Origin of the sequence: Limnospira platensis NIES-39, assembly GCF_026000695.1 — a bacterium.
Classification (GTDB): Bacteria; Cyanobacteriota; Cyanobacteriia; order Cyanobacteriales; family Microcoleaceae; genus Limnospira; species Limnospira platensis.
The window spans coordinates 6,119,743-6,133,782 of sequence record NZ_AP026945.1; the positions used below are offsets into that span (position 1 = coordinate 6,119,743).

At 40.5% G+C, this 14,040-nt stretch carries 17 protein-coding genes and 1 pseudogene; 8 read left to right on the forward strand and 10 right to left on the reverse strand.

The window, feature by feature from the left end; all coding sequences use genetic code 11:
- Nucleotides 1–28 precede the first annotated feature (28 nt).
- Nucleotides 29–1,951, reverse strand: a complete 1,923-nt coding sequence (locus N39L_RS29950) for a hypothetical protein (RefSeq protein ID WP_014275315.1) — start codon at nt 1,949–1,951, stop codon at nt 29–31.
- A 63-nt stretch (nt 1,952–2,014) separates the two neighbouring features.
- Here N39L_RS29950 and N39L_RS29955 point away from each other — a divergent pair, with 63 nt between their 5' ends.
- The 6 genes from N39L_RS29955 (at nt 2,015) to N39L_RS29980 (ending at nt 5,971) form a co-directional block, all read left to right on the forward strand.
- Nucleotides 2,015–2,812, forward strand: coding sequence for a hypothetical protein (locus tag N39L_RS29955; RefSeq protein ID WP_193408631.1), 798 nt, complete (start codon nt 2,015–2,017; stop codon nt 2,810–2,812).
- A 26-nt stretch (nt 2,813–2,838) separates the two neighbouring features.
- Nucleotides 2,839–3,186: a hypothetical protein gene (locus tag N39L_RS29960; protein ID WP_014274319.1), complete on the forward strand. Its 348-nt coding sequence runs from the start codon at nt 2,839–2,841 to the stop codon at nt 3,184–3,186.
- A 66-nt stretch (nt 3,187–3,252) separates the two neighbouring features.
- Nucleotides 3,253–4,458, forward strand: a complete 1,206-nt coding sequence (locus N39L_RS29965) for a hypothetical protein (protein ID WP_014275576.1) — start codon at nt 3,253–3,255, stop codon at nt 4,456–4,458.
- Nucleotides 4,459–4,631: 173 nt separating this feature from the next.
- The gene (locus tag N39L_RS29970) at nt 4,632–5,348 is read left to right on the forward strand and encodes a tail fiber domain-containing protein (RefSeq protein WP_014277053.1); all 717 of its coding nucleotides are present in this window, start codon (nt 4,632–4,634) and stop codon (nt 5,346–5,348) included.
- Nucleotides 5,349–5,359: 11 nt separating this feature from the next.
- Entirely contained in the window at nt 5,360–5,716 is a 357-nt protein-coding gene (locus N39L_RS29975) for a hypothetical protein (protein WP_014277233.1), read from the forward strand.
- Nucleotides 5,717–5,971 (forward strand): hypothetical protein, encoded by a 255-nt coding sequence (locus tag N39L_RS29980; protein ID WP_035737930.1) that lies wholly within the window; start codon nt 5,717–5,719, stop codon nt 5,969–5,971.
- A 333-nt stretch (nt 5,972–6,304) separates the two neighbouring features.
- Here N39L_RS29980 and N39L_RS29985 read toward each other — a convergent pair whose 3' ends face one another.
- The 4 genes and pseudogenes from N39L_RS29985 to N39L_RS30000 form a co-directional block, all read right to left on the reverse strand.
- The gene (locus N39L_RS29985; protein ID WP_014277234.1) at nt 6,305–6,469 is read right to left on the reverse strand and encodes a hypothetical protein; all 165 of its coding nucleotides are present in this window, start codon (nt 6,467–6,469) and stop codon (nt 6,305–6,307) included.
- Between the two features lie 622 nt (nt 6,470–7,091).
- The gene (locus N39L_RS29990; protein WP_014277235.1) at nt 7,092–8,549 is read right to left on the reverse strand and encodes a hypothetical protein; all 1,458 of its coding nucleotides are present in this window, start codon (nt 8,547–8,549) and stop codon (nt 7,092–7,094) included.
- Nucleotides 8,550–8,612: 63 nt separating this feature from the next.
- On the reverse strand, nt 8,613–9,758 hold the full coding sequence (locus N39L_RS29995; protein WP_006616359.1) for a type IIL restriction-modification enzyme MmeI: 1,146 nt from the start codon (nt 9,756–9,758) through the stop codon (nt 8,613–8,615).
- A 41-nt stretch (nt 9,759–9,799) separates the two neighbouring features.
- A pseudogene (locus N39L_RS30000) lies at nt 9,800–10,684 on the reverse strand (Rpn family recombination-promoting nuclease/putative transposase).
- 230 nt (nt 10,685–10,914) lie between these two features.
- On the opposite strand from N39L_RS30000, the gene N39L_RS30005 reads away from it, so the two are divergent.
- Both N39L_RS30005 and N39L_RS30010 read left to right on the forward strand, forming a co-directional pair.
- A complete protein-coding gene (locus N39L_RS30005; protein ID WP_014277236.1) occupies nt 10,915–11,208 on the forward strand; it encodes a fdxN element excision controlling factor protein in 294 nt (97 codons plus the stop codon).
- A gap of 38 nt (nt 11,209–11,246) precedes the next feature.
- Nucleotides 11,247–11,543 (forward strand): XisI protein, encoded by a 297-nt coding sequence (locus N39L_RS30010; RefSeq protein WP_006616363.1) that lies wholly within the window; start codon nt 11,247–11,249, stop codon nt 11,541–11,543.
- Between the two features lie 315 nt (nt 11,544–11,858).
- On the opposite strand, the gene N39L_RS30015 is transcribed toward N39L_RS30010, so the two are convergent.
- The 5 genes from N39L_RS30015 to N39L_RS30035 form a co-directional block, all read right to left on the reverse strand.
- Nucleotides 11,859–11,990 (reverse strand): hypothetical protein, encoded by a 132-nt coding sequence (locus N39L_RS30015; protein ID WP_286131424.1) that lies wholly within the window; start codon nt 11,988–11,990, stop codon nt 11,859–11,861.
- 19 nt (nt 11,991–12,009) lie between these two features.
- Entirely contained in the window at nt 12,010–12,255 is a 246-nt protein-coding gene (locus N39L_RS30020; RefSeq protein WP_006616364.1) for a hypothetical protein, read from the reverse strand.
- A gap of 210 nt (nt 12,256–12,465) precedes the next feature.
- Complete coding sequence (locus tag N39L_RS30025) at nt 12,466–13,626, reverse strand: group II intron reverse transcriptase (RefSeq protein WP_014277237.1); 1,161 nt, start codon at nt 13,624–13,626, stop codon at nt 12,466–12,468.
- Nucleotides 13,616–13,846: a reverse transcriptase domain-containing protein gene (locus tag N39L_RS30030; protein WP_014274255.1), complete on the reverse strand. Its 231-nt coding sequence runs from the start codon at nt 13,844–13,846 to the stop codon at nt 13,616–13,618. Before N39L_RS30030 ends, N39L_RS30025 begins: the two co-directional genes overlap by 11 nt.
- The gene (locus tag N39L_RS30035) at nt 13,806–14,027 is read right to left on the reverse strand and encodes a reverse transcriptase N-terminal domain-containing protein (RefSeq protein ID WP_014276721.1); all 222 of its coding nucleotides are present in this window, start codon (nt 14,025–14,027) and stop codon (nt 13,806–13,808) included. The genes N39L_RS30030 and N39L_RS30035 overlap by 41 nt, the downstream gene beginning before the upstream one ends.
- Nucleotides 14,028–14,040 lie beyond the last annotated feature (13 nt).

Consider the following 14,040-nt stretch of genomic DNA (forward strand, 5'->3'; position numbering starts at 1 on the left):
CTTAGCATTCTTGCACTTCTGGCAACCATTACAAAGTCCCTCTTAGTGGGTTATCGCCGTCAATCAATTCGGTTTCTATCTTGATATCAGGAAAGTCTTTTTTCAATAATTCTTGTACTTTATTAGTCTCTTGCTCTCTAATCTCGTCTTGTTTTTTCATTGAATCATATAACCTAGTTAAATCGGCTAATATGTCTTTTGACGGGTCATTACCATTAACTTGTAAAGTACCTTGCGCTCTAACTATTGAGAATATTTCCTTTATTTGATTTAAGGCTGTCTGTAGTGTTTCTTTCGCGTTCTTTTGATTAGTGATTTTAACTTTACTTTCATTAGGTTCTAGTAGTTCCTCAAAATTATCAGCCTCTGGAGTAAACGCTGTTTTTAGTTTCTCGTATTTTTCCTCGGTTTCAAATCCTAAATAGTCTAATATTTCCGAGACTTCCCTACCAGCTTTAAAGGCTGCTGAATGCGCCAAACCTGCTTCATGTAAACAGGTTAAAACAGCGTTTTGTGTAACCTGATGAGAGATGGCAATTTCCATTACCATCCCGAATATTTCAGCAATTGATTCAGCTAAGTTAGGCAATTTGATTTCCGCGTGTTCCTGTTCTTTGGTCATCAAATTTACGTCATTAATCTCGACTTTAACTTCAAACTCACCCCATCTTTCGTCATCAATATCGAATCGATACATTAACCACTCTGGCAATGTGTTTATTCGTTTAATTCTGTTTTCTGGATTATTAGCATTAACCGTTATTTTTTCAGGCATTTCAGCCGGAAAGGATTCAGGGTCTAGGAACTCGTAAATCCTTCTAATCATTCCACAGCATTCTTCATTCATGTCTGGTATTGTTACTCTTTTTCTTCTAGTGTATTCTATTTCACATATAGGGTCATAAACATATAAACCTGACCAAGTATTGTAATTAAGCGATTGTAGTTTACACGGGAATATTCCAAAACCCCAAAACGCTCTTTCTAAGGCACTCATTGTTCCTTGCTTAAAAGTATAGTATCTATTTTTATAGCCATATCTAGACGCACCCATCCATGACCAACCAATATCAAATGTTTTGCGGTCAATCGTCACTCTGTTCCCAAGGAGAAACCAATACGTCGTGTAAGCCATTTTAGCCCAGGGGTTTGTATGCAGGCTTAAAAAAGTCTGTAAATATTTACCACGAATATATATAGCGGTTAGATTATGACCCGCATTTAAATTATCGCCTTCAATGTAATCTCCTTCTATATAATAATTTACAGGATGAAGTTCCTCAAACTCACAAATAACATTATGTGATGTCATTGACTCCCATATTATTGTTTCCGATTCTCGCCGCCACCGCCGAGGTAGTAAAGTTCCATGCCCAAACTGGCTTAAGTTAATAAAAGTTGGTGGATAGCTTGAGTCTCGATATACCTTACTATACTCATAACTTGCTTCCCAAGTATAGCTAACGCCATCTTTTGATTTATGTAATGATGTTTGAAAATCGTTTTTTTCAAACCTATCAAAATTACCGTATCCCGACAATATGTTATATGATTGGTAACCTGAACTTTCTCCATAACGAGGATGGGCATAGGGCAATAAATAATAACAATCATCTTTAACAGTTGTGGTTTCCTCGATTAATTCATCTAAATAGCTTGCGTTATCGCCTTGATTATCTGAACTTCTACCTTTATTATCATCTACCTCGTCACCGCTATTAGGACCGCCAAAACCTCTACCAGCGCCACCCTTTCCCCTAGGTTTTTTTCCTCCCTTTGGTTCATCTCTCTTTGGTGGCTCCCTACGATGGTCTTGACTAGCACCACCAAACGATTTCCTACCTTGTGGCTCCCTAGTAGGGTCTGGGTCCCATATTCTAGTAGTAGGGTCTGGGTCTCGCATTCTAGCGGTAGGGTCTGGGTCCCATGGGTTAATTGTGTTTCTAACCATTTAAATAATCACATTAAAGTAGTAATATTATACTAAAAAATAATTTATTAATAGGTGGTTAAAATGGTGAGAGGTGTTAAAAATATCACGGCTAATATAAACGCTGCTAACTGGAGTAACGCCATAGAGTTATTTAACGGGACTATTTTAGAATCATTAATAACAGAAAGATATAAATATGATATCGGTATTTACAGCTATATATCATCGTTAAACGCTAGGTGTTATATCCCTAATATTGCACAATCACAAATCCCCAAAATTTACCCGGAAGATAGCTATTACCAACGGTGGGAAAAAAAACAGGAAGTGTTGCAGGGAGCGGTAGATTTACAGATATTTTATGGGAATATGGCAACAGAAAACGGGTTAAATTTAGGGATTGTCAAATTGCCATATTATGGAGGAATTCACACCGAAAACCTGTTAATTGAATTAATCACTAATCAAAACGAAGGTTTAGCAATTGATAGCAACTCAATAGTTAAAGCTAGGTGTTTAACTCAGTTACATAACAATGATTCTATTAATATTTTGGGCATGGCTGAATATCAACTCGATACAGTTCCTCAAACCCCTACATTGACACAACCCGAAAATTTTGGGGTGACAATAGGCAATACCCCCACGTTAGTTAGACCCTCAAATATTAATCGGTATAGGTTGCACTTACAAAACGTAGGTTCTGTAGGGGTATGGTTTTGTCACGGTGATATCAGTAACTGTGTACCTTATCAATGCCTATATTTACCTCCTAACGCTGGGTGGGATGATGAACTAAAATCAACAGCTTCTATCTATGCTATAACTGAGGATAGCGTAACCAATATTGTTGGATTAGAACAAATAATAAATTGGTAAATTTTACTTTGATTTAGGAGTTTATTATGAGTTTCTCAGTTTACAGTTCTATTGTCAATTTAGACACTCTAAATATGAGCAGTAAAATACCGGGAACTCCCGAAACTACCGCGATAAGTTTGACTGCTAACACTATCACGGAAGTTGTGCCTATCAATGCTACCAGTAACGGTAGAACGGTGTTTGTAAAGAATCGGTCAAATACCAATGTACATCTAATATTTGACCCTACAGGTGATAGCGTGTCAGACGCTGCATTTTCGGTTAAGCCAGGTGATACCATCTCAATAACGTGGGGTAGAACTGAGTTACAGGCGATAGCAGAATCTAGCGCTAGTATCAGCGTTACAATTATCGAATATATCAATATGTAATCATCAAATGAATGGCTAGTATTAAGTTATTAGCCATTTATTTGATTACTCAATATAGAGGCAGTTATGACTAATTTCAACATTTACTCTAGTAAGTTTGGGCAATCAACCGATGACTTGCCAGAAGGTGAAGTTAATCTGTATTTAACTAATGAACGGATACAAGCAGTTATTGACTCCAATACTAATTTAGTCAAATTAACTGAGTTAATTTGGAATAATATTATTAATAAACCTGGCACTTTCCCCCCATCTACTCATTCCCATAGCTGGACTGAAATAACGTCAAAACCGACAACGTTTACTCCTTCAAGTCATACACATACCATTGCTAATGTTACAGGACTTCAAAGTACATTAGACGGTAAAGAGCCTACTTTTACCAAAAATACAGCGTTTAACAAAAATTTTGGAACAACTACTGGAACTGTTACAGAAGGTAACGATGTCAGATTATCAAATGCTAGAACGCCAACTAGCCATACACATACCTTATCCCAAATAACAGATTCAGGTAATGTTGCTGCCATTGATACAAATGGTAGTACATCTAACTATTTACGCGGCGATGGTGTTTGGGTAACACCTCCTAATACAACCTATTCTGCGGGAACTGGCTTAACTTTAGTAGGAACTGAGTTTAGAAACACCGCCCCAAACGTATCCACCAACCTCTCTACAAGCACTACAAGCAATACGTTAACCGTTAACAGTTCTGATGGTACTAATGCTGTATTACCTGGTGCCACGACTGCGCTTGCGGGTCTAATGACGGGGGCAGATAAAACCAAGCTGGATGGGATTGCGGCAGGCGCACAAGTAAATGTAGCAACTAATTTAGGAGTAACAGCAGGAACAACAGCAGGTCCTGTAGTTACATCATCAACAGGAACTAATGTTACTTTACCTACAGCTAGTGCAACTAATTCAGGGATAATTACAACTGGGAATCAGACATGGACAGGAGTTAAAACATTTAATTCATTAATTACCGGGTCAATAAGTGGAAACGCCGGAACAGCAACAGCACTTCAAACTGCTAGAACAATTAATGGGACTTCGTTTAATGGTAGTGCCAATATAACAATAACTGCCAATACTCCTAATACATTAACAAATGGTACGGGATTAACTGGAAATAATTTTAATGGGAGTACTGCCCATGGGCGGTTGCTTATGGCACTACAGCAAACACAGCCTGTCAAGGTAATGATAGTAGATTATCTAACGCTAGGACTCCCACAACGCACACACATTCAAATATTACATTAACTGCAGGTGATGGTTGATCCGGAGGAGGAACTTTAGCAGCTAATAGAACAATTAATGTAGATTCAACTGTAGTTAGAACTACAGGTAATCAAACTTTAACAGGAATTAAAACATTTAACATAACAAATAATCCAGTAACTTTTGCAACTAATGAAAGTTTTCCTGATGGAAATATGCTTATTGATTTTAATGTTTGGAGGGGGTTTGACATCCGCCGGATAGGCTCTACTGCTGGTTCGGCAAATTTAGTACTAAATAGTAGAGTTGGAGGAAATAGCTGGGCGTTTTCTTATCAGGGGAATTATTCTATGGAATTAGAAGCAGATAATAATCCTAGAGTATTTATATATCATGGTATTAATTTTCATCAAAGCGATGTTTGGCGAGGTGCTCCTGACAATAGATATTCAATACAATTATATAACGGGCAGACATATTTTATAAAGAGCTCAACTCTTTCATCATCTGGAGTACATACTAGATTTAGAGTAGGAGGCACAAATGTATCTTATATTAACGATAATGGAGACTACGTTAAAGGTAGCTCTGATCTTAAATTCAAAACACTTTTATCAAAACCAACTCTAGGGTTAAGCGAAATTAACGCATTGACAGTCACGTGGTTTAAGTATAATGAACTTGCAGCATTTCATGGCTTTAATCCAAGTACAGAACAATTTGGTTTAATTGCTCAAGAAGTACAAAATATATATCCTAACGCAGTTGAAGTGATTAAAAATGACCATACAGATAGTCCTGAAGTTGACGACAAAAAAATAGATTACTTAACAATCATGTATGATAAACTGATACCATTAGTGATTGCGGCAATTCAGGAATTATCAGAAAAAATCGACAAATTAGAAAATATGCTAAACACTCAACAATAAATTAACAGATAATGCCTAATGCACTTAATATATCAGAGAGTAACTGGTTTAAGGTTTATGAATTTAATTTTAGGATAGAAGATGATAGTACTCTACACGGTACTAAAAAATTACCTGACATTTCTGGCTGTAAATTTGTTAGGATATTATTTGACGCTGACAGTGTACCCGTGTACTGGAAAATGGCAGGGTGGCTTAAATTCTATGCCTACAATGATGTGAAGCAGAATATGATGGTTAAAAAAGAGACTATATGGCTTAATGAATATCAAATAATTGAATCACCGCCGTACAGCAATTTTTACGCTTCATTTTCTCCACTAGAAAGGATTAAATGGTTTACACTTCATTTTTGGAAATTAATATAAATGAACTTAATAATAGTTGAGCTAGGATTAATTATTGTCGCAATTATTATCAGTATGTTCGTTACGCATACAGGAAACTTACTTATTGAGAATAGGTTAGACGGTATCCAAAATAGACTAAATTATTTGATTAGATATGTTAATGATTTTATGCCATCAACAGTTTGTAAAAAACCGTTAGAAGATAAAAAGCAATCACCCCCTCTTCCAATTAACAGAGATGATATTGATGATGATGGTTGGAGAAAACCCTAAACCCTAACAGATAACCCCTACCCCAATAACTTAAATGGCCCCTATGGTTTCTGACTGTAGGGGATGCGTGTATTTTTTGTTTACAGGCCTGTTGCAACAGGCCTGTAAATCATTTATATGAATGCTCACCCCTAGTTTACCTACAATAGACGGGTTAAGATTTTGGCTTAGTGCTTTATTAGGGGTACTGGGTTCCGCCTGGGATGATTACCACCAAAAATTGGAGACTTGTCTAGCGGTATGTAGGTATCGGTTTCGATGGGGAATCAATTCTCTAGGATTATGTAGGTATCAGCGAGAGATGACGAAACAAGTTACCAGTTGAAAAGTTGTTTAGGGGTATCGGGTTGGTTCCGGTAGGAGATAGTTTAGATTATGCGATCGCATTTTGTTGGTAGTGAGTAGGCTCCTCAATATTTCACCAATAATCTGACTCCCACAGGGAACCAGGTAGGCGGTCTGATATCTTTGTACATTGATAGGAGTATCGTTGTACATTGATAACCTAGTGGGTTCCCCCTACGGCTACCTACGGCTATCGTGTTGACTTTGAGCCATAGATAAATCCCACTGCGATCGCACTCATTACCGTCCTATTATTAGCACTGGTAGCTTTAGGTAATACCCTGCAAAATTGAACCCATACCCTCCCCCTAACCGAAACAAGCACTATTGGGGAAACGACCGATGTGATAGCAGTCAATGGTGAGGAACGAACCGATAGGCTTGCCATTGACGGGTATCACGAGAGAGTTACCCTATCGGTGTTTGGTTAGGGGGAGATAGTAGGCATTTGACAGATTGATTAAGTTGTGCTTGTTGACTGAGTAATCAACCGTTGACAGAATTATTTTCCTGTGCTAGGACTAGATTGTGAGTAATATTTGAGTAACTAGGCATAGTTATTGGGTTGAGTAATAACCCGCTATCGCTGTCAGGATAAAGGTTTATAGTTAACGCTACTCGACGGAAATTAAGCGTCTATATAGCCTATAACCCCTATTCTACCGTTACTTAGGTATTACTCAAAACCATAACAGGATCCATCAATCTGTAGTCATAAAATAACCCCTAGGGGTTTAATCTAGGGGTGTTAATTTATGAAAGGTTGACGATTAGATTAATCTATCTGATAGATAACTCCGAGAAATGCCTTAGCTTCTGGAGTGTCAATATCAAACCCTAACGCTGTTAACCGTTCTATGGCTACATCCAATGGTATAGGTAACTTAGAGCATCCATCGAGAACTTCTAAGGTAGCGTCAATCCCTTGTGTTTTATAGTTACTCGCATTAACGATTGCGCTATGACCCATAAGTCTAGCTCTCAACTCGATGGGTAGTCCATACTTTTCACCTAACAGGTTGTACAGTCTACGAAAAGCATATTTCTGGGTTACCGGGCATTTCATACAGAAAATTGTGTTGGTAAACTTTTTGTCAAAGCCTCCGATTATGGTTTTGGGTTGAACGCCTTTTTTCGGGCTATATTCTGGCAATAACGGTCGTTTCAATTCTAGGAACTCAAACATTTCAGGGCTGGGAATTGGAGCTACAATCCTTCCCCCTGTTTTGATACTCACTTTCCGACCTTCTGAGTCAGTAAAGTAAGTGTAATCTCCTAATACCAAGTAATTGTCTTGATTATCGGGGTCTGACAGTGCTTTGATAGTGATACCATCATCCGTTACAAATGGCTTAGTTAGATTAACGGCCGCAGCTATCTCGGTAGGCCTTAACCCATACATTACTGCCATACCAGCAACCCACAACCAACTATGTCGGGATGATTGCTGATTAGGGTTTTTAATGGTATAGGCTTCCTGTTTAGCGCTATACCACCAATCTTTAAAGGCATTAATGCCTATACGCTGTTTCTTTTTGAATTGCGTTTGTTTGGGGTTAATAGGCTCAAGCTGTTTGAGTAAATGGTCTTTGTTAGGTGATTTCTCAGCTATGGCTTTTAAGATGTAGTAACGTTCTTTAAATGTTTTGGAACCTACTAATTGTTCTCCATTCTGCAAGGGAATATATAGCATAGCCTTAAAACTCTCCCAGCTAGGGTATTCATCCCAGTTAGGAAACAACTTGAAATATACTCCTTTAGTAGCCTCGTAAGATGCTAAGTCGCTAGCGATATCGCGGGAACGTTTCCTTCCTGTGTTGCGGTTGTAACCCGCAAAATACTCATCCTCAATTTGTTTAAAGATGTCCCGATAGGTTATCAGATTATCCTCAATCTGATTTTTCCCTAGGATGGTTTTATCGTACCAATCCCAAAATTCACTAGCGCTAGTGATAGTCCCTAGGGCTTCTGATACCAGTTTAGCTTTCTTAACCCCGTCTATCACCCCTTGAGGTGTACACTCAAGATTAGCTGTCTTGGGTAGCCGTTTCCCGGTAGGTGGTTGCTTAAACTGCAATAGTAGGTTGTACCTAGCCCCGGACTTTTGTAGTTTGAGTGTCACTCCTTTGGGACATTCCCCTTGAAAGTCTTGATAGGCTTTCAAGAATCTAGCGTAACTCTCATCGTAGTTGCCCTTTCCCCCTACTGTAGGGGTATCAGTAGCGTTACTCATTTTTTACTCACTTGTTACTCTGTTATGGTTTTGAGTAATACCTAAGTAACGGTAGAATAGGGGTTATAGGCTATATAGACGCTTAATTTCCGCCTCAATTTTCCGCATTTCCTTATAAGCAATCACCAGAAAATTCCCGGACCCACAAGCCGGGTCAAAGACGCGAATTTTGGCGAGGCGTTGGCGCAAATTCAACAACTTGCGGCGATTCTCCCCAGCCGCCTCCAACTGCGATCGCAAATCATCCAAAAACAAGGGATTAAGCACCTTGAGGATATTGGGAACACTGGTATAGTGCATCCCCAAAGCGCCGCGCTCCTCCTCATCAGCCACCGCCTGAATCATGGAGCCAAAAATATCGGGGTTGATTTTTTTCCAGTCCAAATTCCCGACATGGAGCAAATAAGACCGGGCAATTTTGTTAAAACGCGCCACCTCCACACTGCCCGAAAATAGCCCCCCATTCACATAAGGAAACACATTCGCCCAATTGCGAATCCCGGCCGCTTCTCGCTGGTTGTGGGGGGTCGCCATCGCCCGAAATAGCTCCGATAGCACCTCATCGGTATTGGCAGCATCGGCGGCACTCATCTGGGCGATCGCATTTGTAAATAACTTCTCACTGTGGAAAATGTTGGTATCTTCCGCAAAAAAGCAGAAAATCAGCCGCGCCATGAAATGGTTAAACTTCTCGCGACCTTCCGCTTTATCCCAGTCTGGATTCAGCTTGAGTAACTCCACATACAGTCGATTGAGGCGACCTGTTGCTTTGATATCAAAGGCATTCTCGCGGATTTGCCGCACCGTGGTAATCCCCGCCAAAGGCAGGAAAAAGCCGAAATGGTTCGCAAAGTCTGGGTAATTACAGGCCACCATTTCCCCATCCCCCAGACTTTCCGCCTCCAAACTTTGGCCGTCCGTCGCCAAAATAAACTTAACCTTGTAGCGAGTGGTAGCGGGACTCTCGCGCAAAGCGGTCAGGGTGGCGGTGACTTCCCCTTCTCGGCAAACCTGCAAATGGATATTATTGCGCTGAAGTACCCCACCCGGTAAATCCGATTGATTGGTGCTGTGGCGATCGCTTTTCAGGCGCTTGATGGTGGTCGCCTTATTCCCAAAGGCTTCCAGGAAGCTATAGGGGAAGGCTTCCGGGTCAAAAGGTGCTTCCGCGAGTTGGGAAACTGCTTCCTCGATTTCAACAGCATTCATGGTCACAAATCCAAAAGACTGGGGTTCTTTCTCAACTTTAGCTAATCACTAAACCTCTCTTCCCGTAAAGTGGCAATTTCCTCTAAACTTAATCCAGTAGCTTGGGCGATCGCCTCATCATTCAGTTGACCCAATAAATTGCGAGCCGTCTCACGTTTTGCCTGTTCAATGCCTTGTTGTCGCCTTTCTTCAAGCCCTTGTTGTCGCCCTTGTTGTAGTCCCAATGCGATCGCACCCTGTTGGTCATAAATAAACATTTCCCGCCGATCTAACTCTTCTAATTCTTCTAGGGTTAATCCCGCTTGATTGGCAATCTCAAACGCTTGATTTAGTTCGGCGATATCATCCATGTTTTCAGGAATCGAAGTGAGCGATCAGGCAAATTTCATAAAATAAATCCATTTATCCGTCAGGGTTTCCAGTTCGTTGAGTTCTTTGGTAAACTTCGGCAATTCCACAAAGACTAACTCCATCCCATTATCTGGGTAGTACCAGCCCTCAGACTTCTCGCGATAGACAAACCGGGAAATCAATTGATTTTGTCCGGGGAACATATCAAAGTCGGTCAAGGTTAAAGCAATCACAGGTTTTAGGTCTCGATATGCTTGTCGTCTCCGTTCCAGTTGAAACGCATAGTTTTTCGCCGCATTAAATAAAACCCGCTTCCCAGAAAACTGCACATTCAAAACCTGAATTTGAATAATCACCAATGTGCCGTCATTCAAGTGCGCTTTAACATCGAGATAGGTATCTTTTAACCCTTCCAGTTGCGGGGGCAAATTTGGCTTAATGATTTCCAAGTCTTCAATAGTGGAATTTCCCTCATAGACCCAACCATTGAGAAAACTGATTAAGATGTTCTTGCTTTGTGCCGAACCAAAGATTTTTGTAAAAGCGTAGTCCGTTTTGGGGTTAATAAATATCATAGCCTGCCTACCCAACTCAGGTTCATGTTTGGGAACTAATTATAGCATAACTTGTGTATTTTGGAGTTCCCCCTGTGTCTAATTCCTGGGGAGTTTCCATTGCAGTTCACCTCTAGGCGGGTGACTGATTCATCAAATTGCGTCCAATTTCGAATCCCCTCTTACCCCAGTCATTCCAGCCCCTCAGAGGTTCAAACTCCTAGGCGCGATGATAGTTTGGTATAATAAGTTTGGATAGCATCAGGTTTATGCGATCGTTTATTATGGCTGCGGTGGAAGTCAAAAGTTTTTTGGCGAGGGCATCGGCAATTTCAGAGTTTCATACAGCCTTGGGGCAGTTCATTAACTATCGGGCTGCTTTAGGCTGTGAAGACCCCGATCGCATTCTTTATCTGGCTATCCCTAATTTAGTCTATCAGACTTTCTTTCAACGAGAATTTCCAGCCTCAATGGTGCAAGAAAATTCGGTAAAACTGATTATTTATGATATTGAATTGGAGCGAATTGTGCTATGGAAGGAGTGACAGATAAATTAAAGACCTATCAGCAAATTGTGCAATAATTGTTGATTGAATATGCCCAAAGTAAGCCAGCCTATGGGGAGATTGAGGTTGAGACTATTTTTGATACCCAACGAAATCATTATCAAATTGTCCATTTTGGTTGGCACCATCAGCGCTGGATTCATCAGGGTGTCATCCATTTAGATATCCGCAATGAGAAAATTTGGATTTTTTGCAATTCAACGGAGCATGATGTGGCGGAAGATTTAGTCAACTTGGGTGTCCCCAAGCAAGATATTGTGCTAGGATTTTACCCGCATTTTATGCGAGAAATGAGCGATTATGCAGTAGGCTAAAATAGAGCAACCAGTGCAACATAATAACAGGGCTGAAAACTTGAGCGATTGTTAGGATGGACACTGCCCACCCTACTCCTGTTAAAATACTAAACTTGACCTGCTCCCAAAATCCATTGGGAAATATCCGGTGCGAAAACGCAATAGCCCTTGATTGCTAAAATGTGTTATGATACTCTAATAAGACTGGCGGTTTCCCACTCATATTGGAATTGCTCAATGGTGCCGTCCTGGATTTTGGCGATCGCCTCAATATCCCGATCGCCCATAAGTTGAGGAAGTCTACCTTTTTCGGCAACAAAGCGATCAATTTCCTCAAACGAGCGCGATAATCCGTTCTTCTCTAGGGGAATATTCGCGAGTCGCTTCCGGGGCGATATCTATCCCCAACTGTGCCAACAGTTCTAAATCTTCATCAGTGGTAGATTTGGGCGTGGATTTAGCCATTGTTAGGTTTTACTTGTTTTTAGGGATCTTGGAAAACTGCCAAATATGGTGCGTAAGAAAATGCCCGATTGCGTTTTTGTCCAGTAATTTCTTGCAGAAGACCTATAGCGCTAAGATCTTTAATCAAAGTGTTGGCGTTAGGGTATGTCAAACTTGTAACCGATTGAGCGTGTTCCACCGTAAAAATTGGTCTAAAGTAAAGACTTTCAAGCAATGCAATTGCATTACCCGATAGCTTTTGATGAATTTCTCGAATTAATCGCAAACATACAGGCAGCTCCTCAAGACGTTCTAAACCATAATTAATTGCAGAAACATAGTTTACGACCTCAGCAACGTCTTTAGGATGATCCGCTTCTATAGCTTGAGATTCAAACTATTAGGGGTCGAGATAGACCGTGAGGTCTATCCCTCCCATTGAGAACCGTACATGAGACTTTTACCTCATACGGCTCCTAGTTTGACTGTCTCCTTGTTAAGAGTACAGCATCATCTCTTCATCAAGAGCTGTTTTATCATCGTGACAATGGTGATGTAATAATTGAAGATTCTTGTATTCATCCTTTCCGCCTTGGCTTCTAGGTTCAGTGTGGTCTACTTCAATTATATCTGATGGGGTAAAGAATTGCCCGCACCAGGTACACTTGCCTTTTTGCTTTTTAAGTAGTTTTGCTACCCTATTTGGCGTATCGATTGCTTGTCCTTTCCTGGTTGCCCAGTAAGTCCAATTTCCGTCGTATGGCGTTGCGTCAGGGCGTATTAGGGTGTGTCTGACAATCGGAGTCCAATTATGTTTCCACAGTCGAAATCCATCTTTGGTTTGAAACATCCAATTTTCGTGTCTTTCTTTCCCATTGCTAAGTTTAATTGTTTCATGTCTGAAATAATTACTTAGCTTTTCGTAACTTGCCTTTCCGCATCTCGATACTGTCCATGCCCTTAACATTTGCCAGATTATGAAGTCTAGCTTGTTGAAGGTCTCTGTTGAGACTACCGCTGAATAATAGTTTGACCATCCCCGAATAATTGGGTTCAGTTTGTTAATCAGGGCTGACTGAGGTGCTGTTTTATATTGTTTGATTACACCTTTTATCGCTTCTGTGTGGGCAACTGCTTTTTGACTGGGTTTTATATGAGTTTTATGTCCTAATGGTTTCCCATGTGGAGTCATCCCAGTTCTGTATTTTCCTACGGGATATTGCCTAATCTTGAAACCTAAGAAATCAAATCCGGGTTCCTCTGTTTTGCCATTATACTCAATAGATTTGAGTGTATTGCAGATTCGAGTTTTTTCAGGTTTAATCTCTAATCCAATAGGCTTTAGCCATTCAGAGATAGCAGTTTTGCACTGTTCAATGATTCCTAAGTCTTTGGATATGACTACAAAATCATCGGCATATCTTATTGCCATGGTATATGGTTTGTTGTTTTTGGGATACATTTTTCCTATTAACCTTCCCATTCCCAACAGTGCGATGTTGGCGAGTATTGGACTTATTACCCCTCCCTGGGGTGTCCCTGTTTTTGTATCCTCGAATACACCGTTGTCTAGCACTCCCGCTTTTAGCCATTGTTTCAGGTCTCTTTTTAGGCGGCTTGGACAATGAATTTTGGACAGTAGGTATTCATGGTTCACGGTAAGAGCATTTTGCTATATCGGCATCAAGAACATAATATTGTCCTTGATTTATGGCAGTGTAAATTCTGCTAATTGCGTCATGGGCTGACCGTCCTGGACGGAACCCGTAGCTTGTGCCTTCAAATCTCGATTCCCATTCTGGTTCGAGAGCCGACTTAACCAAGGCTTGCCTTGCTCTATCTTGGATTGTGGGTATTCCTATTCCAGCTTTTTTCATCCCTACCAGGTTTTGGAATCCACACCCGTCGCAGTGGTTTTGCTTTGAGATTTCCCTTAATGTTCTTGACCAGTTCAAACCTTTGTCTTGGAGAGATTACTCTTACTCCATCAACACCGGCTGTCTTCTTGCCTTGGTTATCTTGGGGGGCGGGTTTATTAAGCTGACTGTTGGGAAGCATGGCTGACCGTGGA

Excerpts from the sequence above, each read along its gene's own strand:
- N39L_RS29950 (WP_014275315.1), bottom strand. The coding sequence starts at position 1,951 with ATGGTTAGAAACACAATTAACCCATGGGACCCAGACCCTACCGCTAGA.
- N39L_RS29955 (WP_193408631.1), top strand. The coding sequence starts at position 2,015 with ATGGTGAGAGGTGTTAAAAATATCACGGCTAATATAAACGCTGCTAAC.
- N39L_RS29960 (WP_014274319.1), top strand. The coding sequence starts at position 2,839 with ATGAGTTTCTCAGTTTACAGTTCTATTGTCAATTTAGACACTCTAAAT.
- N39L_RS29965 (WP_014275576.1), top strand. The coding sequence starts at position 3,253 with ATGACTAATTTCAACATTTACTCTAGTAAGTTTGGGCAATCAACCGAT.
- N39L_RS29970 (WP_014277053.1), top strand. The coding sequence starts at position 4,632 with ATGCTTATTGATTTTAATGTTTGGAGGGGGTTTGACATCCGCCGGATA.
- N39L_RS29975 (WP_014277233.1), top strand. The coding sequence starts at position 5,360 with ATGCCTAATGCACTTAATATATCAGAGAGTAACTGGTTTAAGGTTTAT.
- N39L_RS29980 (WP_035737930.1), top strand. The coding sequence starts at position 5,717 with ATGAACTTAATAATAGTTGAGCTAGGATTAATTATTGTCGCAATTATT.
- N39L_RS29985 (WP_014277234.1), bottom strand. The coding sequence starts at position 6,469 with ATGTACAACGATACTCCTATCAATGTACAAAGATATCAGACCGCCTAC.
- N39L_RS29990 (WP_014277235.1), bottom strand. The coding sequence starts at position 8,549 with ATGAGTAACGCTACTGATACCCCTACAGTAGGGGGAAAGGGCAACTAC.
- N39L_RS29995 (WP_006616359.1), bottom strand. The coding sequence starts at position 9,758 with ATGAATGCTGTTGAAATCGAGGAAGCAGTTTCCCAACTCGCGGAAGCA.
- N39L_RS30015 (WP_286131424.1), bottom strand. The coding sequence starts at position 11,990 with ATGGCTAAATCCACGCCCAAATCTACCACTGATGAAGATTTAGAACTG.
- N39L_RS30030 (WP_014274255.1), bottom strand. The coding sequence starts at position 13,846 with ATGAAAAAAGCTGGAATAGGAATACCCACAATCCAAGATAGAGCAAGG.
- N39L_RS30035 (WP_014276721.1), bottom strand. The coding sequence starts at position 14,027 with ATGCTTCCCAACAGTCAGCTTAATAAACCCGCCCCCCAAGATAACCAA.